26 protein-coding genes and 1 tRNA gene are annotated in these 23,148 nt (G+C 52.1%); 10 read left to right on the top strand and 17 right to left on the bottom strand.

Annotated elements, in window-relative coordinates; translation table 11 throughout:
- Window positions 1-203: 203 nt before the first annotated feature.
- The 8 genes from HVY19_RS18405 to aspA form a co-directional block, all read right to left on the bottom strand.
- Window positions 204-279 (bottom strand) — tRNA-Phe (locus HVY19_RS18405).
- 115 nt (window positions 280-394) lie between these two features.
- The gene (locus HVY19_RS20840; RefSeq protein ID WP_346342165.1) at window positions 395-562 is read right to left on the bottom strand and encodes a hypothetical protein; all 168 of its coding nucleotides are present in this window, start codon (window positions 560-562) and stop codon (window positions 395-397) included.
- On the bottom strand, window positions 559-1,125 hold the full coding sequence (locus tag HVY19_RS18400; RefSeq protein ID WP_249419089.1) for a DUF1176 domain-containing protein: 567 nt from the start codon (window positions 1,123-1,125) through the stop codon (window positions 559-561). Before HVY19_RS18400 ends, HVY19_RS20840 begins: the two co-directional genes overlap by 4 nt.
- A gap of 67 nt (window positions 1,126-1,192) precedes the next feature.
- Entirely contained in the window at window positions 1,193-1,768 is a 576-nt protein-coding gene (locus tag HVY19_RS18395) for a transcriptional regulator (protein WP_181682043.1), read from the bottom strand.
- Between the two features lie 36 nt (window positions 1,769-1,804).
- Window positions 1,805-3,508: a protein-disulfide reductase DsbD gene (locus HVY19_RS18390; RefSeq protein ID WP_181682042.1), complete on the bottom strand. Its 1,704-nt coding sequence runs from the start codon at window positions 3,506-3,508 to the stop codon at window positions 1,805-1,807.
- Window positions 3,484-3,831: a divalent cation tolerance protein CutA gene (gene cutA / locus HVY19_RS18385; RefSeq protein WP_181682041.1), complete on the bottom strand. Its 348-nt coding sequence runs from the start codon at window positions 3,829-3,831 to the stop codon at window positions 3,484-3,486. Before cutA ends, HVY19_RS18390 begins: the two co-directional genes overlap by 25 nt.
- Window positions 3,832-3,950: 119 nt before the next feature.
- Window positions 3,951-5,252, bottom strand: coding sequence for an anaerobic C4-dicarboxylate transporter DcuA (dcuA, locus tag HVY19_RS18380; protein ID WP_181682040.1), 1,302 nt, complete (start codon window positions 5,250-5,252; stop codon window positions 3,951-3,953).
- Between the two features lie 114 nt (window positions 5,253-5,366).
- Window positions 5,367-6,803 (bottom strand): aspartate ammonia-lyase, encoded by a 1,437-nt coding sequence (gene aspA / locus HVY19_RS18375; protein ID WP_181682039.1) that lies wholly within the window; start codon window positions 6,801-6,803, stop codon window positions 5,367-5,369.
- 340 nt (window positions 6,804-7,143) lie between these two features.
- On the opposite strand from aspA, the gene HVY19_RS18370 reads away from it, so the two are divergent.
- Window positions 7,144-7,620 (top strand): FxsA family protein, encoded by a 477-nt coding sequence (locus tag HVY19_RS18370; RefSeq protein ID WP_181682038.1) that lies wholly within the window; start codon window positions 7,144-7,146, stop codon window positions 7,618-7,620.
- Window positions 7,621-7,689: 69 nt separating this feature from the next.
- Here the strand turns inward: HVY19_RS18370 and yjeH are convergent, their stop codons facing one another.
- Complete coding sequence (gene yjeH / locus HVY19_RS18365; protein ID WP_181682037.1) at window positions 7,690-8,931, bottom strand: L-methionine/branched-chain amino acid transporter; 1,242 nt, start codon at window positions 8,929-8,931, stop codon at window positions 7,690-7,692.
- A gap of 273 nt (window positions 8,932-9,204) precedes the next feature.
- Here yjeH and HVY19_RS18360 point away from each other — a divergent pair, with 273 nt between their 5' ends.
- The 3 genes from HVY19_RS18360 to HVY19_RS18350 all read left to right on the top strand — a co-directional run bounded on the left by HVY19_RS18360 (window position 9,205) and on the right by HVY19_RS18350 (window position 11,740).
- Window positions 9,205-9,498 (top strand): co-chaperone GroES, encoded by a 294-nt coding sequence (locus tag HVY19_RS18360; RefSeq protein WP_000027827.1) that lies wholly within the window; start codon window positions 9,205-9,207, stop codon window positions 9,496-9,498.
- A gap of 43 nt (window positions 9,499-9,541) precedes the next feature.
- Entirely contained in the window at window positions 9,542-11,188 is a 1,647-nt protein-coding gene (gene groL, locus HVY19_RS18355) for a chaperonin GroEL (RefSeq protein ID WP_181682036.1), read from the top strand.
- Window positions 11,189-11,386: 198 nt separating this feature from the next.
- Window positions 11,387-11,740 carry a DUF4156 domain-containing protein gene (locus HVY19_RS18350; RefSeq protein ID WP_181682034.1) on the top strand — a complete coding sequence of 118 codons (354 nt, stop codon included), beginning with the start codon at window positions 11,387-11,389 and terminating at the stop codon, window positions 11,738-11,740.
- Window positions 11,741-11,814: 74 nt separating this feature from the next.
- On the opposite strand, the gene yjeJ is transcribed toward HVY19_RS18350, so the two are convergent.
- A complete protein-coding gene (gene yjeJ / locus HVY19_RS18345) occupies window positions 11,815-12,678 on the bottom strand; it encodes a YjeJ family protein (RefSeq protein ID WP_181682032.1) in 864 nt (287 codons plus the stop codon).
- 162 nt (window positions 12,679-12,840) lie between these two features.
- The gene (gene epmB / locus HVY19_RS18340) at window positions 12,841-13,869 is read right to left on the bottom strand and encodes an EF-P beta-lysylation protein EpmB (protein WP_181682030.1); all 1,029 of its coding nucleotides are present in this window, start codon (window positions 13,867-13,869) and stop codon (window positions 12,841-12,843) included.
- Between the two features lie 41 nt (window positions 13,870-13,910).
- On the opposite strand from epmB, the gene efp reads away from it, so the two are divergent.
- From efp to ecnB, 3 genes are all read left to right on the top strand, one after another.
- A complete protein-coding gene (gene efp, locus HVY19_RS18335) occupies window positions 13,911-14,477 on the top strand; it encodes an elongation factor P (protein ID WP_181682028.1) in 567 nt (188 codons plus the stop codon).
- A 103-nt stretch (window positions 14,478-14,580) separates the two neighbouring features.
- The gene (locus tag HVY19_RS18330; protein ID WP_181682026.1) at window positions 14,581-14,715 is read left to right on the top strand and encodes an entericidin A/B family lipoprotein; all 135 of its coding nucleotides are present in this window, start codon (window positions 14,581-14,583) and stop codon (window positions 14,713-14,715) included.
- 107 nt (window positions 14,716-14,822) lie between these two features.
- A complete protein-coding gene (gene ecnB / locus HVY19_RS18325) occupies window positions 14,823-14,969 on the top strand; it encodes a lipoprotein toxin entericidin B (RefSeq protein ID WP_181682024.1) in 147 nt (48 codons plus the stop codon).
- A gap of 33 nt (window positions 14,970-15,002) precedes the next feature.
- On the opposite strand, the gene HVY19_RS18320 is transcribed toward ecnB, so the two are convergent.
- Window positions 15,003-15,590 carry a LuxR family transcriptional regulator gene (locus HVY19_RS18320; RefSeq protein ID WP_181682023.1) on the bottom strand — a complete coding sequence of 196 codons (588 nt, stop codon included), beginning with the start codon at window positions 15,588-15,590 and terminating at the stop codon, window positions 15,003-15,005.
- Window positions 15,591-15,845: 255 nt separating this feature from the next.
- On the opposite strand from HVY19_RS18320, the gene sugE reads away from it, so the two are divergent.
- Window positions 15,846-16,163, top strand: coding sequence for a quaternary ammonium compound efflux SMR transporter SugE (gene sugE, locus HVY19_RS18315; protein WP_181682021.1), 318 nt, complete (start codon window positions 15,846-15,848; stop codon window positions 16,161-16,163).
- Here sugE and HVY19_RS18310 read toward each other — a convergent pair.
- From HVY19_RS18310 to frdA, 5 genes are all read right to left on the bottom strand, one after another.
- Window positions 16,160-16,690 (bottom strand): lipocalin family protein, encoded by a 531-nt coding sequence (locus HVY19_RS18310; RefSeq protein WP_181682019.1) that lies wholly within the window; start codon window positions 16,688-16,690, stop codon window positions 16,160-16,162. The two genes, sugE and HVY19_RS18310, sit on opposite strands and share 4 nt — an antisense overlap.
- Window positions 16,691-16,798: 108 nt before the next feature.
- A complete protein-coding gene (gene frdD, locus HVY19_RS18305) occupies window positions 16,799-17,155 on the bottom strand; it encodes a fumarate reductase subunit FrdD (RefSeq protein WP_003025535.1) in 357 nt (118 codons plus the stop codon).
- 10 nt (window positions 17,156-17,165) lie between these two features.
- Window positions 17,166-17,561, bottom strand: coding sequence for a fumarate reductase subunit FrdC (gene frdC / locus HVY19_RS18300; RefSeq protein WP_181682017.1), 396 nt, complete (start codon window positions 17,559-17,561; stop codon window positions 17,166-17,168).
- 10 nt (window positions 17,562-17,571) lie between these two features.
- A complete protein-coding gene (frdB, locus tag HVY19_RS18295; RefSeq protein ID WP_181682015.1) occupies window positions 17,572-18,306 on the bottom strand; it encodes a fumarate reductase iron-sulfur protein in 735 nt (244 codons plus the stop codon).
- Window positions 18,306-20,090 carry a fumarate reductase (quinol) flavoprotein subunit gene (gene frdA, locus HVY19_RS18290; protein WP_181682013.1) on the bottom strand — a complete coding sequence of 595 codons (1,785 nt, stop codon included), beginning with the start codon at window positions 20,088-20,090 and terminating at the stop codon, window positions 18,306-18,308. Before frdA ends, frdB begins: the two co-directional genes overlap by 1 nt.
- Window positions 20,091-20,414: 324 nt before the next feature.
- Between frdA and epmA the strand changes: the two genes are divergently transcribed.
- Window positions 20,415-21,392, top strand: coding sequence for an elongation factor P--(R)-beta-lysine ligase (gene epmA, locus HVY19_RS18285; protein ID WP_181682011.1), 978 nt, complete (start codon window positions 20,415-20,417; stop codon window positions 21,390-21,392).
- A gap of 213 nt (window positions 21,393-21,605) precedes the next feature.
- On the top strand, window positions 21,606-23,108 hold the full coding sequence (gene yjeM / locus HVY19_RS18280) for a glutamate/gamma-aminobutyrate family transporter YjeM (RefSeq protein WP_181682009.1): 1,503 nt from the start codon (window positions 21,606-21,608) through the stop codon (window positions 23,106-23,108).
- Window positions 23,109-23,148 lie beyond the last annotated feature (40 nt).

Genomic DNA, 23,148 nt, shown 5'->3' with positions numbered 1-23,148 from the left:
CAGAAAGCATAAACCCGCCTTTTGGGCGGGTTCTTTAAATAGTGGTACCGGACTCGGGCTAACGCGGGAGGCGTTGAACAGCGCGCTCGGCGCGCTGGCCCCGAAGGGGTGAGCCGCTTGCGGCGAATAATCGAACGAAGTTCGATGGAGAGTCCGTTTCACCAAAAGCAAAAACCCGCCTTTTGGGCGGGTTCTTTAAATAGTGGTGCCCGGACTCGGAATCGAACCAAGGACACGGGGATTTTCAATCCCCTGCTCTACCGACTGAGCTATCCGGGCAACGGGGCGCATTAAACCGTAATCCACACACTCCGTCAACCAAATTTCACGTTTTATCTTCCGGTTGCTTAAGTTTGCGGCGATTAGACAGTCAGTAGAGAGAATTTGAGTTAAATCATTGGTTATGGCTGTCGTTTTCTTTGTCCTTGTAAGCTTTTACCTCACTCACAAAAGTGGGCAGCATCCGGGGTCCTCCCAGTTGGATTTCCCGACACCCTTCGGTGATGTATGCAAGGCTGTGGACGAAAGATTTTCCGTCCCAGGCCCACTCATCTCCGCTCAGGCAGTCAGCGATGCCACGACCTTTACTGACGAACGTTCTTTTGCCTTCCGCGTAGCTGGATGCGTCTGTAGTAACTGAACATCTTTAGTCCCTGTGCGTTGTTGAGATTCGTCAATCTTCAGAAACGTGGCATTCGCATCAGCGCTGGAGAGCGTTTTGCGCTGCCCGTTAAGGGCGATTTCAATTTTCATATCATGAGTCAGTGCCTGGATAAGCGCGATAATCTGGTTGCCATCCAGACGAAAATGTTCTTTATCTTGCGCTTTCAGCGCTCCCCAATTTTGGTCAGCAATAAACAGGCTCACGCTGGCATTATCCGGAATGCTGTTTTCAATCTGAGCGAATGTCGCCACAGTGTTGACGTGCTGTTGCAGACCCGCCTGGCGAGTGAGGAGAAAGCCAACCTCTCCACTATTAACACCATAGCCCGCCGCCCGGCAGGTGCCGGTGTTATCGCACGAGACTTCCCAGTCTTTGTGGGAAAATGAGAAACCGTTTAACGGTTGGGCAAGCAGGGGCGCGGTGATAAATACAGCGAGGAGAGCGCTGAAGAGAAGACGCATATAATTCCTTTTAGCGTGTCAATTATGACGAAATTATATGCGTTTCTGCAAGGCTTCGAAATCCGAATCAGGTTAACGCGCCGCCCTGTCGGCACTGGGCGAAGCGCAGGATGTCTTCCGCCAGCCGGTGCGCCGTTTCCACATCGGCGTGGCTGCGATTGACCAGCATCCGACTCAGGCAACCTTCCAACACCAGTTCCATCTGTCTGGCAACCATTGCCGGGTCGTCAATCTCCAGCGTGGTCAACTGTTCATGGGTAAAGTTATGCGCTGCCGTTTTCTGCTGATCGGCCAGTTGATGGATGGGGTGCGCAGGATCGGGATAAAACGTACAGGCAGCAATAAACAGACAGCCAGGATAGCGTTTATTGCTGACGCATTCCGCCAGCGCGTTGTAACGGGCCAGTAGCTTCTGTTCCGCACTCAGGGTGTCATCCAGCATCAACTGGCGACGCCAGATGTCGACCTGCTGACTAAGATAACGTAGCGCGTCATATAAAATGGCTTCTTTATCCGGCCAGAAGCGCTGCAGCTCATCAAGCGGGCGATCAACGCGCTCGGCCACCATCTCCAGCGTGGTGTTGGCTATCCCCTGGTTCTCTAATAATTTTAAGGCTTCTCCAAGGATATCTTCACGTTGCACGGTGTTTTCCTCCGTTTCTACTTTTGCAAGTGTTGCTCACGGTTGGCGATCGCGCAAATGTGCACTAAACGTCGCAGCATCCATAAAGCCTGTAACGCGTTCCTGCGGGTGTTCTTGTCCCTGGACATCAAAGAACAGGATGGTGGGCAAACCCAGCACCTGTAAATGCTTGAGCAGCGCCACGTCCTGCGCATTATTGGCAGTGACGTTGGCTTGCAGTAATACCGTGTCTCCCAGCGCCTGCTTTACCTGCGGATCGCTAAAAGTATATTTCTCGAACTCTTTACAGGCTACGCACCAGTCGGCATAGAGATCGAGCATCACCGGTTTGCCTTTTGCCTCGGCCAGCGCCTGATTCAACTGCTCAACGGTCGCCACCGGTTTAAAGTCCAGGTGCGCTTGCTGTTGAGTGACCGTAGTGCCGAATGCCCAGTCCTGTAGAGGACGCACGCTGATGAGTGCCGCCGCCAGCAGGACAATCTGTACCAGACGCATCCAGCCGCGCTTTGCTTGCAGACTGGTGATAAACGCCCAGCCAAAGAAAGCCACGCCAAGCAGCGACCACAGGCGTAATCCCCACGCATCGCCGATGACCCGCTCCAGCAAAAAGACCGGTAGTGCGAGGATGACAAAGCCAAAAGCGGTTTTGACATGCTCCATCCACGGGCCGCTTTTCGGCAGCAGTCGGTTGCCGAAGACGGTGACCAGCATCAGTGGCAGCCCCATCCCCAGCGCGTACAGATACAGCGTTCCGCCGCCAAGCCACATGTTCCCGCTCTGGGCGATGTAGAGCAGAATGGCGCTCAGTGGCGCAGTGGTACAGGGCGAGCAAATCAGTCCGGCAATGGCCCCCATTGCAAATACGCCGCCTACAGAGCCCCCCTGCTGGCGGTTGCTCATCAGCGTCAGGCGCGTTTGCAGCGAGGATGGCAGTTGCAGGGTGAACAGGCCAAACATTGACAGTGCGAGGAGAGTGAAGACAGCCGCCAGCCCGATTAACACATAGGGATGCTGAAGCGCGGCCTGGAACTGTAGCCCGGCGGCCGCGACCACCAGACCCAGCGCGGTATAGGTGAGCGCCATGCCCTGCACGTAGATGAAGGTCAGCAGTAATGCCCGCCCGGTAGAGAGCCGCTGTTTACCCCCCAACACGATACCGGAAATCAGCGGATACATGGGCAGGACGCACGGCGTAAAGGCGATACCAATCCCAATCAGCAAGGCCCACAGGGCTGAAAATGGCAGTTGCGCTTGAGGCTGCTCGGGTGCAAGTACGGGCGCTGCCGGAGCCGTTGGCTGCGGTTTTGCGCTGGCAACCACTTCGCTTAACGGTACCGTCCTGGTTTCGGGAGGATAACAAAAACCTGCATCGGCGCAGCCCTGATACGTCACCGTCAGCGTGGCGCCAGACGAGGCCTGTTCTACTGTTACTGGAACCGTCAGTTGCTTACGGTAAATTTCACTTTTGCCGTAGAACTCATCCTCATGCCACTCGCCTGCCGGGAGGGTAACATCAGCAATTTTTGCCTGTGCCGGGGTAATGTTGATTTGTTTACGGTACAGGTAATAGCCGTCCTTTACCTGCCAGGTGAGGTTGAGATCGTGCTGATTTTGCTGAAAATCGAAAGCAAAGGCCTGGTCAGCAGGTACAAACTGCGTCCGACCCGGCGCGTCAAAAAGTCCGGCAAAGGCGGTTGTGCTGCAAAAAAGCAGGATCAGCGTAAAGATGCGTTGAGCCATGAGAGGTAATCACTGTCTCCGTGAGTAACGGGTAAAACCAGAAGTTCGGGCGTTTGATATGGATGATGAGACTTCAGGCAATCGAGTAAGGCTTGCTGGTGCAAAACCGAGGTTTTAAGGATCATTTGTACTTCGTATTCCTGCTCCAGCTTTCCTTCCCAATAGTAGAGAGAAGTAGCACCAGGAATCAGTGTGGCACAGGCGGCCAGTTTTTCCGCCAGTACTTTGGCTGCCAGATCCTGGGCTGTTGCTTCATCGGGCGCAGTACAGAGCACGACGACGGCATCGGGGATGGACATATCCTGACTGCTAACATCAAGCATAAACACCTCGAAAGAACAGAATGACCCATAAATGAGTGGTCACTATACAACGGACGAGGGAAGGATGTTAGACAAAGGGTGGGGAAATGCGGGGCGCGAACACGCCCCGCAGGTGATACTTACAGCATCATACCGCCCAGCAGGAAGCCGAAGCTGACCGCGAGAGCGACGCCCAGGGTACCTGGGATGAAGAACGGGTGGTTAAAGACGAATTTACCGATACGGGTTGTGCCGGTGTCATCCATCTGTACTGCCGCAACCAGTGTTGGGTAAGTTGGCAGAATGAACAGACCAGATACCGCAGCGAAAGAAGCAACCGCAGTCAACGGAGAAACGTTCAGTGCCAGTGCCATCGGCATCAGTGCTTTAGCGGTTGCTGCCTGAGAGTACAGCAATGCAGAAGCAAAGAAGAAGATGACGGCCAGCAGCCAAGGCGTGCCCTGAATCACTTCACCCGCAGTGTCTTTGATCCAGTCAATGTTGTGGGACACGAAAGTGTCACCCAGCCACGCAACGCCCAGGATACAAATACAGGCGCTCATACCTGCTTTGAAGGTGCTGGAGTTGAGGATGGCATCGGTTTCCACTTTACACATGATGGTGGTCAGCGTCGCGACGCTCAGCATGATGATCAGGATCGCGTTAGTGGTGTTCATCAGCGGCTTCGCAACCAGGCCGAGGCTCGGGCTGTTGATAATCGCATAAATCACGACACAAACGACGCCCAGCAAGAACAGCCAGACGGAGCTTTTCGCCATCGGTTTGATTTCAATCTGCTTTTCACCGCGCAGTTCAATCAGACCCTCTTCCAGACGCTTCAGGTAAACCGGATCGTCAGAAAGTTTAGAGTTGAACAGCATGGTGACCAGGAAGGACATTACCAGTACCGCCAGCAGCGTGGACGGAATAACCACGGACAGCAGGTGGATGTAGCTGATGCCATGACCTTCCATAACAGAAGACATGTAAACCACTGCCGCAGAGATTGGCGACGCGGTGATCGCAATCTGTGCGGAAACCACTGCCGTAGAGAGCGGACGGCAAGGCTTAACGCCTTGTTCCTTCGCCACTTCAGCGATAACCGGCAGCGTTGCCAGAGAGATGTTCCCGGTACCTGCAAAGATGGTCAGGAAATAGGTCACAATCGGAGCAAGGATCGTGATGTATTTCGGGTTACGACGCAGCAGTTTTTCTGTCTGGTTAACCAGATAGTCCAGACCGCCTGCAACTTGCATAGCAGAGATGGCAGCGATAACCGCCATGATGATGGAAATTACATCGAACGGGATGTTACCGGGTTTTACGCCGATCGCGGCAAGAACCAGAACACCCAGTCCACCTGCGAATCCGATACCAATGCCCCCCAGTCTGGCACCCAAAAAGATTGCCAGCAAAACAATGATAAGTTCTACAACTATCATATTAGCCTTCCTAGTTGTTTAACGAGTTGATATTAAATTGTTGTTATTTAGTAACTTCTTATATGAAAAAGGGCACGTCAACTGACGTGCCCTTTTCGGTACTACCCTGTACGATTACTGTTCGCTTTCATCAGTATAACGTTTTGCTTTGTAAGCCGGGTGCATCAGGTTTTGAGCGGAGAAAATATCGTCCAGCTCGGCTTCAGTCAACAGGCCGCGCTCGAGAACGACTTCGCGGACGCTCTTGCCGGTTTCGGCACAAATCTTACCAACGATGTCGCCATTGTGGTGGCCGATGAACGGGTTGAGATAGGTGACGATACCGATGGAGTTATAAACGAAGGCTTCACACACTTCTTTGTTCGCGGTGATGCCGTCTACACATTTCTCCAGCAGGTTGTAGCAAGCGTTGCTCAGGATATGAATGGATTCAAACATCGCCTGACCAATCACTGGCTCCATAACGTTCAGCTGCAGCTGACCCGCTTCTGCGGCCATAGTGACGGTGATGTCGTTACCGATGACTTTGAAGCACACCTGGTTCACGACTTCCGGCACAACCGGGTTCACTTTTGCTGGCATGATGGAAGAGCCCGCCTGCAGTTCCGGCAGGTTGATCTCATTCAGGCCGGCACGTGGGCCAGAGGAGAGCAAACGCAGGTCGTTACAGATTTTGGACATTTTCACAGCCAGACGCTTCAGTGCGCTGTGTACCATCACGTAAGCGCCGCAGTCAGAGGTCGCTTCGATCAGGTCTTCCGCAGGAACGCAGGCGAAACCGGTAACTTCAGCCAGTTTCTGTACAGCCAGTGGAGAGTACTCTTTAGGGGTATTCAGACCGGTACCGATAGCCGTTGCGCCGAGGTTAACTTCCAGCAGCAGTTCAGCGGTACGTTCGATGTTTTTCACTTCTTCTTTCAGCAGTACGCTGAAAGCGCGGAATTCCTGACCGAGGGTCATTGGTACCGCGTCCTGCAACTGGGTACGACCCATTTTCAGGATGTCCTGGAACTCGACAGCTTTACGCTCGAAGCCTTCACGCAGTTGGTTGAGGGCATCAATCAGTTTAATAATTGAAGCGTATACCGCGATGCGGAAACCGGTTGGGTAGGCGTCGTTGGTAGACTGACATTTGTTCACGTGGTCGTTCGGGTTCAGGTACTGATATTCACCTTTCTGGTGACCCATCAGCTCCAGCCCGATATTGGCCAGCACTTCGTTGGTGTTCATGTTAACGGAGGTACCTGCACCGCCCTGGTAAACGTCTACCGGGAACTGGTCCATGCATTTGCCGTTGTTCAGGACTTCATCACATGCGGCAATGATGGCATTCGCCACACTTTTAGGAATGGTTTGCAACTCTTTGTTCGCCAGAGCCGCGGCCTTCTTGACCATAACCATACCGCGCACAAATTCAGGGATGTCACTGATTTTGCTATTGCTGATGTAAAAGTTTTCAATCGCTCTCAGAGTGTGAACACCATAGTAGGCTTCAGCTGGAACTTCCCTGGTACCCAACAGATCTTCTTCGATACGAATGTTGTTTAACATGTGAACCTTCTTGTTTAAAACTGCCAATGAATGCACTAAACACACAGAATATATGTGGTTTCGATTGTTTATTGACCGACGATTATCCCCTCCGCCGGTCTGGTAAACGAGATCATATTCTGCTTCAGAAATTGTGCCGTAATCTGGATCACTATAAATAGCGTAAATTACCCCTTAATTATTATTTTGTGAAATAGGTCAAGGCTTGAGGATTTACACTAGAAATAAGTGTACAAAGCGCTTGAAATTTTGCGAACAACCTCAATATCTGACTAATGCCGTATGTAACTATATTCCGGCCGACGTACCAGAAAACGGCGGTCATTAACAGGAGAACCCCTTGCGCTGGATACCTCTGATTGCTGTCTTTCTCTATGTTTACATTGAGATTTCTATTTTTATTCAGGTCGCTGGAGTGTTAGGCGTGCTGATGACGCTACTGCTGGTGATCTTCACCTCGGTGGTTGGGATGTCGCTGGTTCGCAACCAGGGATTTAAGAACTTTTTGCTGATGCAACAGAAAATGACTGCTGGTGAAAGCCCGGCAGAAGAGATGATAAAGAGTGTGTCGCTGATCATCGCTGGCCTTTTGTTGCTGCTGCCAGGCTTTTTTACCGACTTCCTCGGTCTTCTTCTTTTATTACCCCCAGTGCAAAAGCATCTGACGTTGAAGCTGCTGCCGCATTTGCGTTTTTCCCGGATGCCGGGGGGCGGTTTTAGCGCCGGAACGGGCGGTGGGGAGACATTTGATGGCGAATATCATCGTAAAGATGACGATCGCGACCGCATCGAACATAAAGACGATCGCCGCGACTGATCGCTTGCTTGACGAGTGACCCGGTAGCGTCGCGCTACCGGGCAACCGCGTAGGCATTGCCGGATGGCGCTAGCGCTTATTTGGTCTACGGGGCAAAAACAGCCACAGTACCGCCAGCATAATCAGCGCATACAGGCTCTTCCAGCCGACCATTGCCAGCAACAGCAGGCATAGCAATCCGCCGACCACCGCCAGCACGCGATATCGCCCCTGCAGTAATTTGCAGCCAGCCAACATGCACAGCAGATAGATCATAATAAAGATGCCGTTGGCGTAGATGATGAGCGCATCAAGATTGATCTGTAACGCATAAATGCCCAGGGTGCTAACGACGCAGCAGCCCAGCACGGCGTTTAATGCGTTGCGCGGGATATGGCGCGCAGAGAGCCGGGCCAGATAATGCTCTGGCTTGTATTGCGTCTGTGACCAGACCAGCCGGGCAAAACTCTGTATATAGATGTTGAGACTGGCGAAGCAGGCCAGATAGCCAATCACGCAGGCTACCCACAGCGCCTGAACGCCGAACAGTCGCACCACAATGTCAGGCAGCGAGGCCGCCGCCGCCATCGTTTCGCCGTAGGCATCAAAATGAAGTACCACCACGGTACAACCCCAATAGACAGAACCGGCAAGCAGCAGGCCAATCATCAACGCACGCGGAAAGTCGCGTTCGGGGTTTTTAAATTCCGATGCCAGATGGGCGAATGCTTCCAGCCCAACAAAGCACCAGAACATTACCGACAGCGCGGAGAACAATCCTGACATTTCAACATCGCCCGGCGCCGGGAAAGGAATCTCTGAAGGGGTAAGATCGCCTGCCCACCAGATGGCGACAATCAGCGCCACAATCAGCCCGGCTATGACGGTTTGCAGGTTGGCACTGGAGCTGGCACCGCGCGAACCGATGTACCACACCAGCGCCAGCGTACCCAGTTCCGCCAGCAGAAGTTGCCATCCCTGCCAGCCAAACATTGCCTGACCAAATCCGGCGGCGATATGCAGGGCAGCAGGGAGACCGACAGGAATGACCGATAAAAATAACCAGCCGGTCACGCGTTCAAGATGCGAACCAAACGCCATGCCGACGAAATGCGCCACGCCGCCCGCGCTGGGGTAGTGGCGACCCAGCAGGGCAAAAACAATCGCGATGGGAAAGACCAGAACGATCAACACCGGCCACGCCCACAGGCTGTTATTGCCTGCTACCAGCGCGGCCAGGGCCGGGACAGCGAAAACGCCTGTTCCTAATAATGATGTCGACAACAGGCCAATGCCCTGAGCCAGTCCCAGCTCTTGTTTCAGTCCACTCATGAGATGTTATCCGTTTGCGCCTGAATTTCAGGCAACTGCGCAGATTTTCGATGTTATCACAATCGTATTTGCTTATGACGTTGCGGGAAAAATAGGCGAGAAATGTGAGGTAAGTGGCTTTTTTACAGGATTTTTTGCTGTTCAGAATTTTTTTTTGCATTGCCCCTTGAAGGGGCAAATGCCCATCCCCATCTCTCTGGACACTAGCCGGGAACCATTAGCGGGCCGGCGTCACCCATAACTGATAAAGACTTTCTCAAAGGAGAGCTATCAATGAGTATTCGTCCGTTACATGATCGCGTGATCGTTAAACGTAAAGAAGTTGAATCCAAATCTGCTGGCGGCATCGTACTGACGGGTTCTGCTGCGGGTAAATCAACGCGTGGCGAAATCATCGCTGTCGGTAAGGGTCGCATCCTGGATAATGGCACCGTGCAACCGCTGGACGTGAAAGTCGGCGACATCGTCATTTTTAACGACGGTTACGGTGTGAAGTCTGAGAAGATCGACAATGAAGAAGTGTTGATCATGTCTGAAAGCGACATCCTGGCAATTGTTGAAGCGTAATCCGCGAACGATTCTGAACATACGAATTTAAGGGAAAGAAAAAATGGCAGCTAAAGACGTAAAATTCGGTAACGACGCTCGTGTGAAAATGCTGCGCGGCGTAAACGTACTGGCAGATGCAGTGAAAGTTACCCTCGGCCCGAAAGGCCGTAACGTAGTTCTGGATAAATCTTTCGGTGCACCGACCATCACTAAAGATGGTGTATCTGTAGCGCGTGAAATTGAACTGGAAGACAAGTTCGAAAACATGGGTGCACAGATGGTTAAAGAAGTAGCCTCTAAAGCGAACGACGCTGCGGGTGACGGTACTACCACCGCAACCGTTCTGGCTCAGTCCATCATCACTGAAGGTCTGAAAGCCGTTGCTGCGGGCATGAACCCGATGGACCTGAAGCGTGGTATCGACAAAGCGGTTGCTGCTGCAGTTGAAGAACTGAAAGCCCTGTCCGTACCGTGCTCCGACTCCAAAGCGATTGCTCAGGTAGGCACCATCTCCGCTAACTCCGACGAAACCGTAGGGAAACTGATCGCGGAAGCAATGGATAAAGTCGGTAAAGAAGGCGTGATCACCGTTGAAGACGGTACCGGCCTGCAGGACGAGCTGGACGTCGTTGAAGGTATGCAGTTTGACCGTGGCTACCTGTCTCCGTACTTCATCAACAAACCAGAAACTGGCGCAGTAGAACTGGAAAGCCCGTTCATTCTGCTGGCTGACAAGAAAATCTCCAACATCCGTGAAATGCTGCCGGTTCTGGAAGCCGTTGCTAAAGCAGGCAAACCGCTGCTGATCATCGCTGAAGATGTTGAAGGCGAAGCGCTGGCTACCCTGGTAGTGAACACCATGCGCGGTATCGTGAAAGTTGCAGCGGTGAAAGCACCTGGCTTCGGCGACCGTCGTAAAGCGATGCTGCAGGATATCGCTACCCTGACCGGTGGTACCGTGATCTCTGAAGAGATCGGTATGGAACTGGAAAAAGCTACCCTGGAAGATCTGGGTCAGGCAAAACGCGTTGTGATCAACAAAGACACCACCACCATCATCGATGGCGTGGGTGACGAAGCGGCAATCCAGGGTCGTGTGACTCAGATTCGTCAGCAGATCGAAGAAGCAACCTCTGATTACGACCGTGAAAAACTGCAGGAGCGCGTAGCGAAACTGGCTGGCGGCGTTGCGGTTATCAAAGTCGGTGCTGCAACCGAAGTTGAAATGAAAGAGAAGAAAGCACGCGTTGAAGATGCCCTGCACGCGACTCGTGCTGCGGTAGAAGAAGGCGTGGTTGCTGGTGGTGGCGTTGCGCTGATCCGCGTTGCTTCTAAAATCGCTGACCTGAAAGGCCAGAACGAAGATCAGAACGTCGGTATTAAAGTTGCGCTGCGTGCAATGGAAGCTCCGCTGCGTCAGATCGTTCTGAACTGCGGCGAAGAGCCGTCTGTGGTGGCTAACACCGTTAAAGCAGGCGACGGTAACTACGGTTACAACGCTGCAACTGAAGAATACGGCAACATGATCGACATGGGTATTCTGGACCCAACCAAAGTTACCCGTTCTGCTCTGCAGTACGCGGCATCTGTTGCTGGGCTGATGATTACCACCGAATGCATGGTAACCGACCTGCCGAAAAGCGATGCGCCTGACTTAGGTGCTGCTGGTGGTATGGGCGGCATGGGTGGTATGGGCGGCATGATGTAATTTAATCTTCATTCTTCACGCCGCAGCCTTCCTGCAACGTGAATTATTCGATTAAATACATATAGCGAACATATCGCGAAAAATGAGAAACCCCCGGGCAGAAATGCGCGGGGGTTTTTCTTTTGGTCATCTTTTTAGTATAAGATTCATACATGGGCGTGATTAGAATCGTCCAGCTCTTTGATTATGGGGAATAACATGCACGTGAAATACTTAGCAGGGATCGTCGGTGCCGCGCTACTGATGGCGGGTTGTAGCTCCAGCAATGAACTGAGCGGGGCTGGGCAGAGCGTCCGCTTCGTAGAAGACAAGCCGGGTGCTGAATGTCAGTTAATTGGCACTGCAACAGGAAAGCAGAGCAACTGGCTTTCTGGTCAGCACGGTGAAGAAGGCGGTTCTATGCGCGGTGCGGCAAATGACCTGCGCAACCAGGCCGCTGCAATGGGTGGCAACGTGATTTACGGCGTAAGCAGCCCATCACAGGGCATGTTATCCAGCTTTGTCCCGACCGCCAGTGAAATGAGTGGTCAGGTCTATAAGTGCCCGAATTAATCGCGTTGGCGTTGCCGGATGGCGGCGCCACGCGTCTCAGTTTAGTGTCTGTAGGCCTGATCAGCGCAGCGCCATCAGGCAGTCTGCGCCTTCTTAATGGCCTGTACGCGTAAATGATGTAGCGCATGCAGGCATTGATCCTGACTCAGCCTCTGAGACTTATCCGCCGTCAATGTTCTGACCATCACCTCACATGATTTACCTGCCAGCTTTTTCAGCCTTGGGCTAAAGTCGAGAATGCGACGAGAAATAGCTTCCGCTTCTTTGCTGCCGGACGGATCGCGGGTTTTGACCACCGCACCGCTAAACAGCGCTGCACCCGTTTCATCAGTAAAGCGATAAAGCACCGCGAGATAATGGCTAAAGAGAGCATGTTTCCAGTCTGGCTGAGCGTAGGCATCATATTCCAGGTTTTCGCTGTCTTTACAGTCCGCATCAAACAGCGGCAAAAAGTCTAATAACGAGGTAATGCGGATTGCCAGTTCGCGCATGCCGGCGTTATCGAGCGCCCGAATAATGGCATGTGCGAAAACCTCAATCTGCAACTCGTTAACCAGCAGTTCGCAGGTATTACCGTCATGAAGCGTGAATAAGAGAGTCAGGTTATCGCCACTGGCATCAGTAAGGACGACGGACATAACACGGTGCTTGATATCCGCATTGCGAAGTTCGCCTTCAACCATCTCAGGGATGTTTTCCAGCATCTTCTTGCTGACTTTAGCCCGTACTTTTTCATAGTGCTGACGTTCGTTGGCGTTCAAATGCTGCTTTTGATGCAGCCTGCTTTCCAGTGCGATAAGCAGATCCCGCAGTTCCAGCGCAGGCAGGAAAAACAGCGATTCCTTGTTTCTTGGCTCTTTGATTTTAAGGGCCAGCGCAAGGAATTCATTCGCTTTACGAATAACACCGGTATTCACGCCTTTGATAGTAATAGCCATAAAGGTTCTCCCTAACCAATTATTAATTAATCAATTGATTTATAGCGATATATATAATTATAAAATATCTCTTAAGCGAAGCAGGGCTAAAATAGCATATTGATGCGGCTTAATTAGGGTGTTTTGGTTAAGGGTGTCCGGAATCGGACACCCGATCGTTAATCATTGTTGGCGCAACTGCAAGTCCAGCGGCGTTTTACTGGGTTCCCCGCCGATCTCCCGCGCCAGTTTAGGCACCAGGTACCCCGATACCAGGGTTAACAGTTCACGCATAATCTGCCGCGCTTCATCATCCGTTACCATAAAGTGTGCCGCGCCCTGAACCTTGTCCAGAACGTGCAGGTAATAGGGCATCACACCGGCATCAAACAACGCGTTACTGAGACTGGCCAGCGTCCCGGCATTGTCATTTACGCCGCGCAGCAGCACGCTCTGATTGAGTAACGTAACGCCCGCAGCGCGCAGTTTTGCCACTCCCTGACGAAATGCGTCGTCAATTTCGTTGGCGTGGTTAATGTGATTCACCAATAAAATTTGCAGCGAAGAGCGGGTGAATCGGCTCACCAGTCCCTCGGTAATCCGTGCGGGAATGACAAGGGGCAGACGGCTGTGAATACGCAGGCGCTTGATATGCGTAATGGCTTCCAACTGAGTGATCAGCCAGTCAAGCTCATGATCTTTGGCCATCAGCGGATCGCCACCAGAGAAGATGATCTCATCCAGTTCCGGGTGCGCACTAATGTAGTCCAGGGCGGTCTGCCAGTTGCGCTTGTTACCCTGATTTTCGGCGTAAGGGAAGTGACGACGGAAACAATAGCGACAATTTACCGCACAGCCACCTTTTACCAGCAGCAGCGCCCGGTTACGGTATTTATGCAGCAAGCCGGGTACCACGCTGTGTTGTTCTTCCAGCGGATCGGTCGAGTAGCCGGGGGCGGCAACAAACTCTTCCTGCGAGGTAAGCACCTGACGTAAAAGCGGATCGTCAGGATTACCTTTCTCCATACGCGCGATAAAAGCACGCGGTACGCGCAGGGCGAAAAGCTGTCTCGCGTCGCGTCCAGCTAACAGTTTTTCATCAGCATCTATATTAAGAAGATGCAGAAGTTCATCGGGATTGGTCACAACATCGGCAAGTTGCGATAACCAATCTTCTCTGGATGGGGTATTTAGGGTTACAATATGCGCCATTTTGTGGCTTAGCTACCAGTTAACAATATTCAGAGGGCCTTATGGCAACGTACTATAGCAACGATTTTCGTGCTGGTCTTAAAATCATGTTGGACGGCGAACCTTATGCGGTTGAAGCCAGCGAATTCGTTAAACCAGGTAAAGGCCAGGCGTTTGCGCGCGTTAAGCTGCGCCGCCTGCTGACCGGTACTCGTGTAGAGAAAACCTTCAAGTCTACCGACTCTGCGGAAGGTGCAGATGTTGCCGATATGAACCTGACCTTCCTGTACAGCGATGGTGAATTCTGGCACTTCATGAACAACACCACGTTTGAACAGCTGGCTGCGGATGAGAAAGCAGTAGGTGATAACGCGAAGTGGCTGCTGGACCAGGCTGAATGCATCGTGACCCTGTGGAACGGTCAACCGATCGCTGTGACCCCGCCGAACTTTGTTGAACTGGAAGTTGTTGAAACCGACCCAGGCCTGAAAGGTGATACCGCAGGTACTGGCGGTAAGCCGGCAACGCTGTCTACTGGCGCAGTGGTTAAAGTTCCGCTGTTCGTACAGATTGGCGAAGTGATTAAAGTGGATACTCGTTCAGGCGAATACGTATCCCGCGTAAAATAATCCCCTTCCTCTCTGGCTGCCGTGATGCGGCGTGAGAGAATAGGTGGATTAATGAAATCATGGCGCAGTAGCCCTGCTGCGCCATCTCTTTACCAGGGCAGGAATGATGAAACGTCTTCTCGGTCTGATAACACTGATCCTTCTCACCACATCGTTGCTGGCAGGATGTAATACCGCGCGTGGCTTTGGTGAGGATATAAAGCATCTTGGCAGCTCTATCTCCAGCGCGGCCAGCTAATTTCTTCCCTTCGTCTTAAAAATCGTCCATCTCCCGTCATTTTGCGGGATCTTGTCTATGCTTAATGAGCAATACACAAATAACATTGGCTAGAAAAGGAAGACGTTATGGTTAAGAAGACAATTGCAGCGATCTTTTCTGTGTTGGTACTGACTTCTGTACTGACTGCTTGTAATACCACGCGTGGTGTCGGGGAGGATATCTCCGATGGCGGCGACGCCATTTCAGGTGCTGCAACTAAAGCGCAGCAATAGCAGTGTAAGCGGTACGACAGCTTTGTCGTGCCGTTAATTCTTTTGCTCAGAGAGCGCAAGAAACGGTGAAAAACGATTGTCCATATGCAACTTCATACGGATATTGCGTTTATAGGTATATACCGTTTTGCTGTGAATACTGAGCGCGCAGGCTATCGCATTGTTACTTGCGCCTTCCATCCACATGGTCAGAACCTTATCTTCCTGCGGCGTCAGCAGCGGCGATGCATTGCGCGGCGCTTCTGAAGTGGGGCCGGCCAGTAGTGCATCATGAATATTTTCAGCCAGCTCAGGCAGAGCAATCTGCTTGGATAACGTGGCATGTACCGGGTAGCGGTGCGTTTTTCCCAACCCGCCTGACTCCAGCAAAATCAAGGGACTCGTACCACAGGCCTGAAATAAAGGCTCAATGTGCTGGACCGATAAGGCATCATTGAGGAAACCATAGAGATCGGCTATTACCAGGTGCGGTTTCCACTGCTGAATATGTTCCTTAACCAATAAAAGATTGTTAAGGCCAGAAACCAGGAACGAACGGTTAAAGAATTCAGAGTGATTGAGCCATGCCTCTATTGCTGTGCGGGTAAAGTAGCAACGGTCAATAACGAGTATTTTCAGCATAATATTTTCGCATTCAGGAATGAGGCCTATGAGTTCCTGGCTTCAGAAAGCCTTTCATCATAGTGAATCAGTTAAATGCTGAATGCGTAAAGTGCGAGGCGAAATGCGTCTAATTCTTCCTTTTAGCAGCTTATGGCTAAAAGAGTTGAAATTCGCAACCACGCGGGCAAAAATACATTTTCAACCATCAGCTTTGCAGGACGACCTGCAAACGCTTCTTTCATCGGGGACGGCCCCATTTCTCTGGAGCCTGATATGTCCTGGATAGTCTTATTTATTGCCGGTTTACTGGAAGTGGTTTGGGCCGTTGGGCTGAAATATACCCACGGATTTAGCCGCCTGACCCCGAGCGTGATTACCATTGTGGCGATGGTGCTCAGCATGGCGCTACTGGCCTGGGCGATGAAAACCCTGCCCGTTGGTACCGCCTACGCAGTATGGACCGGCATTGGCGCCGTGGGCGCAGCCATTACCGGTATTCTGCTGCTGGGTGAATCTGCGAACCTGATGCGTCTCGCCAGCCTGGGGTTGATCGTGGTCGGCATTATTGGTCTGAAGCTCAGCACGCATTAATCGGACTGCTTCACCCAGATTAATTTGCTGACATCAAAGCCTTCCCGCGTCGCGACGGCCAGCATCTGCTGCTTCATCTCATCTGAAATCGTTGGTGAGCGTGACAGTATCCACAGGTAGTCGCGATTCGGGCCGCAGACCAGCGCGTGCTGGTAATCTCTGTCGAGCGCAATCACGTTATAGCCGCCGTAAAAAGGCCCGAAAAAGGAGACTTTCAGCGCCGCGCGAGTGGAGTCACCAGTAAAATAGGCTTTCCCTTCCGTTTTCTGCCACATGCCCCTTTCCGGGTTAAAACCTTTGTTGAGCACATTAATTCCGCCGTCATCACGTAGACTGTAGGTGGCGGTGACGCTATCCAGACCACGTTCAAAGCGGTGATCAAGGCGGGCTATCTCATACCACGTACCGAGATACCGTTTGGCATCAAAATTACTCACCACGGTAACGCCTTTAGGTGGCGTAGGTGTACTACAGGAGATAACAAGAAATGCAGCGGTCACAACAGCAACGATGGGAAGCAGGCGCATAGGCATTTTCCTTAGGTGGGGTGATTACCTAAGTGTAGAACCTGGCGAGGAAAAGACGGCGGAACGGGGGAAAGACGCCCTCTTATCGTGGATAAGAGGGCGGATAGCTTAGATGGTCAGAATACCAATCGCGGTGACGACGGTCAGGATTGCCGCCAGACCGTAGAATACCCATTTGCCTGCCGGCACGTGGATTTTCAGGTCATGCATCGCATGGTGCATACGGTGTAAGCCACACCACAGCGGCAGTACGATCATCAGGAACAGGAAAGCGCGACCGATAAAGCTCTGAGCAAATGCCAGAACGCGCTCATAGCTGAAGGCATCAGGAACGAAGCCTAGCGGCAGCATAATACCGACCAGCAGGATCATCACTGGCGCAATGATTGCGCTCCACATACCGCCTGCACCAAACAGGCCCCAGAATACGGGTTCATCGGAACGTTTTGGATTTGGATTAATCATTCCGGACTCCTTACCAGAACAGGGCAACAAACAGTATTACTACTGTCGCAACCACAGTAACCGCCCAAAGCCCTTTGATGATTGGCTCTGGCCCCATTTTTTCGTCTTTTACGATGATGTTGGCGGCTTTCGGCGCCAGCTCAAACCAGGTTTTGGTATGCAGCAGCGCTGCAGCCAGGGCGATCACGTTAAGGATCACCACCACCGGGTTTTGCAGGAACTCGACAAAGCCAGCCCAGGATTCTACACCGTGCTTGAGCGCGAACAGGCCGAAGATCAGCTCAATACTGAACCAGACAGCCGGAACGGCTGTGCCTTCACGCAGCATGTAAAAGCGATAAAACGGCAGTTTTTTCCACCAGGTGGACGTCATCGGCCGCACATAGGCGTTGCGTTTAGTCGTCATGTTGCACTCCTTAGCGTGGTTTCAGGGTAGCGATAAGAAAGTCTTTCGAGCTTTCTACTTTGCCCTGCTGAATGGCAGCAGCCGGATCGACATGCTTCGGACAGACTTCGGAGCAGTAGCCCACGAAAGTACAGGTCCAGACGCCGTTCGGACTGTTCAACTGCGCCATACGCTCCTTCTTACCGTGGTCACGGCTGTCTTCGTTGTAACGATGCGCCAGAGTAATTGCAGCCGGTCCAATGAACTCAGGGTTCAGGCCGAACTGCGGGCAAGCGGCATAGCACAGACCACAGTTGATGCAACCAGAGAACTGGTGATACTTCGCCATTTGCGCTGGGGTCTGGGTGTTTGTACCCTGATCCGGCGTGCGTGGGTTACCAATGATGTACGGCTTAATCGCTTCCAGGCTCTCGATAAAGTGCGTCATATCGACAACCAGATCGCGTTCGATCGGGAAGTTGCCCAGCGCTTCAACCTTCATGCCGTTGGTGTAATCACGCAGGAAGGTTTTGCATGCCAGCTTCGGCACATTATTGACCATCATGCCGCAGGAGCCGCAGATCGCCATACGGCAGGACCAGCGATAGCTCAGGTCTGGCGCCAGGTTATCCTTGATGTAACCCAACGCATCCAGTAGTGACGTTGTTTCATCATAAGGCACTTCATAGAAAACATTGTGCGGTGCGGTATCGGTTTCCGGGTTATAGCGCACCACCTCAATTTTCAGGTTTTTCATCTCAGCCATTACGCCTTCTCCTTCTTATCGGCTGCTTCCGCTTCCGCACCGTAAACACGTTTCGCTGGCGGCAGTGTGGTGATTTTCACGTCGCTATAGTCGAGGCGAGTCGTACCATCAGCATCACGGAAGGCAAGGGTATGTTTGAGGAAGTTGACGTCGTCACGCTCGGTGCAGCCTTCGTCCAGACGCTGGTGCGCCCCGCGTGATTCCTTACGTGCCAGCGCGGAGTGCGCCATACATTCAGCAACGTTCAGACCATGACCCAGCTCGATGGTGTAGAGCAGGTCGGTATTGAACACGCTGGACGTATCGGTAATACGTACGCGCTTAAAGCGTTCCTGCAGTTCAGCCAGCTTATCAACGGTTTTCTGCATGAGTTCTGGCGTACGGTAGATACCGCAACCTTCTTCCATGGAGAGACCCATTTCATCGCGGATCTTCGACCAGTTTTCGTTGCCTTCCTGGTTGACCAGGTCTTTCAGGCGTTTTTCAACACCGGCAACCTGCGCGTCGAGCGCAGCGTCGTTAGCTGTACCCGCCGTAGAAGCACGTTCCATCGCCTGCTCACCAGCCAGACGACCGAAGACCACCAGTTCTGCCAGGGAGTTAGAACCCAGACGGTTTGCGCCGTGCAGACCCACAGAGGAACATTCGCCGACGGCGAACAGACCTTTAATGCGGGTTTCGCAGTTCTGATCGGTTTCGATACCGCCCATAGTGTAGTGTGCGGTCGGACGAACCGGAATCGGCTCTTTAACCGGATCCACACCCACGTAAGCTTTCGCCAGTTCACAGATGAACGGCAGACGTTCGAGCAGTTTTTTCTCACCCAAATGACGCAGGTCGAGGTGAACCACATCGCCACGCGGCGTGGAGATGGTGTTGCCTTTACGCCATTCGTGCCAGAAAGCCTGCGAAACTTTGTCACGCGGACCGAGTTCCATGTATTTGTTTTTCGGCTCACCCAGCGGAGTTTCCGGACCCATGCCGTAATCTTGCAGGTAACGGTAGCCATTTTTGTTGACCAGGATACCGCCTTCACCACGGCAGCCTTCGGTCATCAGGATACCGGAACCCGGCAGACCGGTCGGGTGGTACTGAACGAATTCCATATCACGCAGCGGAACGCCGTGGCTCAATGCCATACCCATCCCGTCACCGGTCACGATACCGCCGTTGGTGTTGTAGCGATACACACGGCCTGCGCCGCCTGTTGCCATCACCACCGCGTTAGCGCGGATCTGAACCAGCGTGCCTTCCATCATGTTCATCGCGACCAGGCCGCGAGCATGACCATCATCTACGAGGATATCGAGGACAAAGTGTTCGTCGAAGCGTTGGATCTGCGGGAATTGCAGGGAAGTCTGGAAAAGCGTGTGCAGCATATGGAAGCCGGTCTTATCCGCAGCAAACCAGGTACGCTCAATTTTCATCCCACCGAAGCGACGAACGTTGACGCTACCGTCTTCACGACGACTCCACGGGCAACCCCACTGCTCCAGTTGGGTCATTTCAGTAGGACAATGGTGGACAAAGTAATCCACGACATCCTGTTCACACAGCCAATCTCCGCCAGCTACCGTATCATGAAAATGGTAGTCAAAGCTGTCATGATCCTGGGCGACAGCAGCTGAGCCCCCTTCGGCAGCAACAGTGTGACTGCGCATAGGGTACACTTTTGAGATCAGTGCGATTTTTGCATTAGGATTTGCCTGCGCGGCAGCAATTGCGGCACGTAATCCCGCGCCACCGGCGCCTATGATGGCAAGATCGGCTTGAAAAGTTTGCACGACATTCCTCCAGATTGTTGTAATTTCGCAACCATGCATGTCGGGTATAATTCCCTGACGTTAGCAGGTAGCGAACGTGTTTCCACTGCTCCTTTATAGGTACGTCAGTATAGTCGGTGCTAAGTGTGGGAAATTTGACGCGTTCGATTTTTTTAGTGCGTCAGTGGGCTGAATTATCACTGAATTTGATTAATTTAATTACTAAACCATCGATTCGCAATTTTTTAACCTGTAAGCATCACTTTAGTATTCCTGCGCAAAATTTGTTTCATGGACGCGTTACGAGTAGACTTCGTGCCCTTGTCTTAAACTGGAGAAATTACCATGAGCGAAACGGCATCCTGGCAGCCGAGCGCATCCATCCCAAACCTACTGAAGCGAGCCGCAATAATGACGGAAATTCGTCGTTTCTTTGCCGATCGTGGCGTACTAGAGGTGGAGACGCCCTGCATGAGCCAGGCGACGGTCACAGACATTCATCTGTTCCCGTTCGAGACGCGTTTCGTCGGCCCTGGTCACTCTCAGGGAATGAACCTGTATTTGATGACCAGCCCGGAATACCACATGAAGCGCCTCCTGGTCGCGGGGTGTGGCCCGGTGTACCAGTTGTGCCGGAGTTTTCGTAATGAAGAGATGGGGCGTCACCACAACCCGGAATTCACGATGCTGGAATGGTATCGTCCTCATTACGACATGTACCGTCTGATGAACGAAGTGGACGATCTGCTGCAGCAGGTGCTTGAATGCCCGGCGGCGGAAAGCCTCTCCTATCAGCAGGCATTCCAGCGCCATCTGGAGATCGACCCGCTCTCCGCAGACAAAACGCAGCTGCGTGAAGCGGCAGCAAAGCTGGACTTAAGCAACATCGCGGATACCGAAGAAGATCGCGATACATTACTGCAACTGTTGTTTACGATGGGCGTAGAGCCGCACATTGGGAAAGAGAAGCCGACATTTGTCTATCATTTCCCGGCGAGCCAGGCATCACTGGCGCAGATCAGTACTGAAGATCACCGCGTGGCTGAACGCTTTGAGGTCTATTATAAAGGTATTGAGCTGGCAAATGGTTTCCATGAACTGACGGACGCACGTGAACAGCAGCAACGTTTTGAGCAGGATAATCGCAAACGTGCCGCGCGGGGGTTACCGCAGCAGCCTATCGATAACAACCTGCTTGAGGCGCTGAAAGTCGGTATGCCAGACTGCTCTGGTGTTGCACTGGGCGTCGATCGTCTGGTGATGCTGGCACTGGGGGCCGAGAGCCTCGCTGAAGTTATTGCTTTCACCGTTGATCGTGCGTAATACATTCTGATGCCAAATAAAGTGGTGCTAAAAGCGCCACTTTGTAGCACAATTTTTCACTTTCCCTCTAATAGCCACATTTTACCTCTGGTGATTTGATATCATTCGGGTATCAATTCTGTATTGACTCCAGATTGCTGCCATCTTTTCTGTAAAGGTGGTGCGTTTCAGTGAGCGTGATTTACGCAATGCGCTCGTATGAGGGAAGGTTAAATGAGCCCAACAATTAAAAAGATGAGCCTGACTGGTCTCATCTTGATGATATTTACGTCCGTTTTTGGTTTTGCTAATAGTCCTTCCGCGTTTTACTTAATGGGTTATAGCGCCATCCCGTGGTATATCTTTTCTGCATTATTATTCTTTATTCCATTCGCATTAATGATGGCTGAAATGGGGTCCGCCTATCGTAAAGAAGAAGGCGGAATTTATTCGTGGATGAATAATAGCGTCGGTCCACGCTATGCGTTTATCGGCACGTTTATGTGGTTTTCTTCTTATGTGATATGGATGGTAAGCACTGCCGCGAAGGTCTGGGTGCCATTCTCAACGTTTGTGTACGGCGCGGATATGACGCAGCACTGGCGGATTGCCGGACTTGAGCCTACACAGGTTGTCGGGCTGCTCGCGGTGGCGTGGATGATTCTGGTGACCTGTGTTGCCGCCAGAGGCATTAATAAAATCGCGCGTATTACTGCAGTGGGCGGTATTGCGGTAATGTGTCTTAATTTAGTTTTACTGTTAGTGAGTGTCGCTATTTTGTTATTAAATGGTGGGCACTTTGCGCAGGATATTAATTTTACAGCGTCACCGAACCCGGGTTATCAATCCGGCCTTGCAATGTTGTCATTTGTTGTGTTTGCTATTTTTGCTTATGGCGGAATTGAAGCCGTCGGCGGTCTGGTTGATAAAACAGAGAAACCGGAAAAGAATTTCGCTAAAGGAATTGTTTTCGCGGCTATTATCATTTCCATCGGGTATTCACTGGCGATATTTTTGTGGGGTGTCAGTACCAACTGGCAGCAGGTACTCGGTAATAGTAGCGTAAACCTCGGCAATATCACTTATATTCTGATGAAAAGCCTGGGTATGACATTAGGCAATGCGCTACATCTGCCACCGGAATCGGCGGTGGCGATGGGCGTCTGGTTCGCGCGTATTACCGGGCTTTCGATGTTCCTCGCCTATACCGGCGCTTTTTTCACGCTCAGCTACTCGCCGCTGAAAGCGATTATTCAGGGAACGCCGAAAGCGTTGTGGCCTGCGCCTGTGACGAAGCTGAATGCTGTCGGGATGCCCGCTACGGCGATGTGGATGCAGTGCCTGCTGGTGAGCCTGTTTATTCTGTTGGTTTCGTTCGGCGGCGACACGGCTTCAGCGTTTTATAACAAGCTGACGCTGATGGCGAACGTCTCAATGACGCTGCCGTATCTGTTCCTTGCACTGGCTTTCCCATTCTTTAAAGCGCGTACGGATCTGGAAAGGCCGTTTGTGATTTTTAAAACGCGAGCGGCGACGTTACTGGCAACAGGCGTGGTGGTATTGGTAGTGACGTTTGCCAACGTGTTCACCATCATCCAGCCGGTGATTGAAGCCGGGGACTGGAACAGCGCATTGTGGATGACCGGCGGCCCGATCTTCTTCTCGCTGCTGGCGATGGCGATCTATCAGAACTATAGCCGACGGATGGCGAAGCTGCCGCAGTGGGTGACGGAGTAACATCCAGGCCGGATATGGCGGCGAAGCCGTATCCGGCTAT

Origin of the sequence: Citrobacter sp. RHB25-C09 (assembly GCF_013836145.1) — a bacterium.
Taxonomy (GTDB): domain Bacteria; phylum Pseudomonadota; class Gammaproteobacteria; order Enterobacterales; family Enterobacteriaceae; genus Citrobacter_A.
The sequence above is the reverse complement of the archived record's forward strand: the minus strand, read 5'-3'. Positions and strand labels throughout refer to the sequence as shown.

Excerpts from the sequence above, each read along its gene's own strand:
- HVY19_RS18400 (WP_249419089.1), bottom strand. The coding sequence starts at position 1,125 with ATGCGTCTTCTCTTCAGCGCTCTCCTCGCTGTATTTATCACCGCGCCC.
- HVY19_RS18390 (WP_181682042.1), bottom strand. The coding sequence starts at position 3,508 with ATGGCTCAACGCATCTTTACGCTGATCCTGCTTTTTTGCAGCACAACC.
- cutA (WP_181682041.1), bottom strand. The coding sequence starts at position 3,831 with ATGCTTGATGTTAGCAGTCAGGATATGTCCATCCCCGATGCCGTCGTC.
- dcuA (WP_181682040.1), bottom strand. The coding sequence starts at position 5,252 with ATGATAGTTGTAGAACTTATCATTGTTTTGCTGGCAATCTTTTTGGGT.
- aspA (WP_181682039.1), bottom strand. The coding sequence starts at position 6,803 with ATGTTAAACAACATTCGTATCGAAGAAGATCTGTTGGGTACCAGGGAA.
- yjeH (WP_181682037.1), bottom strand. The coding sequence starts at position 8,931 with ATGAGTGGACTGAAACAAGAGCTGGGACTGGCTCAGGGCATTGGCCTG.
- HVY19_RS18360 (WP_000027827.1), top strand. The coding sequence starts at position 9,205 with ATGAGTATTCGTCCGTTACATGATCGCGTGATCGTTAAACGTAAAGAA.
- groL (WP_181682036.1), top strand. The coding sequence starts at position 9,542 with ATGGCAGCTAAAGACGTAAAATTCGGTAACGACGCTCGTGTGAAAATG.
- HVY19_RS18350 (WP_181682034.1), top strand. The coding sequence starts at position 11,387 with ATGCACGTGAAATACTTAGCAGGGATCGTCGGTGCCGCGCTACTGATG.
- yjeJ (WP_181682032.1), bottom strand. The coding sequence starts at position 12,678 with ATGGCTATTACTATCAAAGGCGTGAATACCGGTGTTATTCGTAAAGCG.
- epmB (WP_181682030.1), bottom strand. The coding sequence starts at position 13,869 with ATGGCGCATATTGTAACCCTAAATACCCCATCCAGAGAAGATTGGTTA.
- efp (WP_181682028.1), top strand. The coding sequence starts at position 13,911 with ATGGCAACGTACTATAGCAACGATTTTCGTGCTGGTCTTAAAATCATG.
- HVY19_RS18330 (WP_181682026.1), top strand. The coding sequence starts at position 14,581 with ATGATGAAACGTCTTCTCGGTCTGATAACACTGATCCTTCTCACCACA.
- ecnB (WP_181682024.1), top strand. The coding sequence starts at position 14,823 with ATGGTTAAGAAGACAATTGCAGCGATCTTTTCTGTGTTGGTACTGACT.
- HVY19_RS18320 (WP_181682023.1), bottom strand. The coding sequence starts at position 15,590 with ATGCTGAAAATACTCGTTATTGACCGTTGCTACTTTACCCGCACAGCA.
- sugE (WP_181682021.1), top strand. The coding sequence starts at position 15,846 with ATGTCCTGGATAGTCTTATTTATTGCCGGTTTACTGGAAGTGGTTTGG.
- HVY19_RS18310 (WP_181682019.1), bottom strand. The coding sequence starts at position 16,690 with ATGCGCCTGCTTCCCATCGTTGCTGTTGTGACCGCTGCATTTCTTGTT.
- frdD (WP_003025535.1), bottom strand. The coding sequence starts at position 17,155 with ATGATTAATCCAAATCCAAAACGTTCCGATGAACCCGTATTCTGGGGC.
- frdC (WP_181682017.1), bottom strand. The coding sequence starts at position 17,561 with ATGACGACTAAACGCAACGCCTATGTGCGGCCGATGACGTCCACCTGG.
- frdB (WP_181682015.1), bottom strand. The coding sequence starts at position 18,306 with ATGGCTGAGATGAAAAACCTGAAAATTGAGGTGGTGCGCTATAACCCG.
- epmA (WP_181682011.1), top strand. The coding sequence starts at position 20,415 with ATGAGCGAAACGGCATCCTGGCAGCCGAGCGCATCCATCCCAAACCTA.
- yjeM (WP_181682009.1), top strand. The coding sequence starts at position 21,606 with ATGAGCCCAACAATTAAAAAGATGAGCCTGACTGGTCTCATCTTGATG.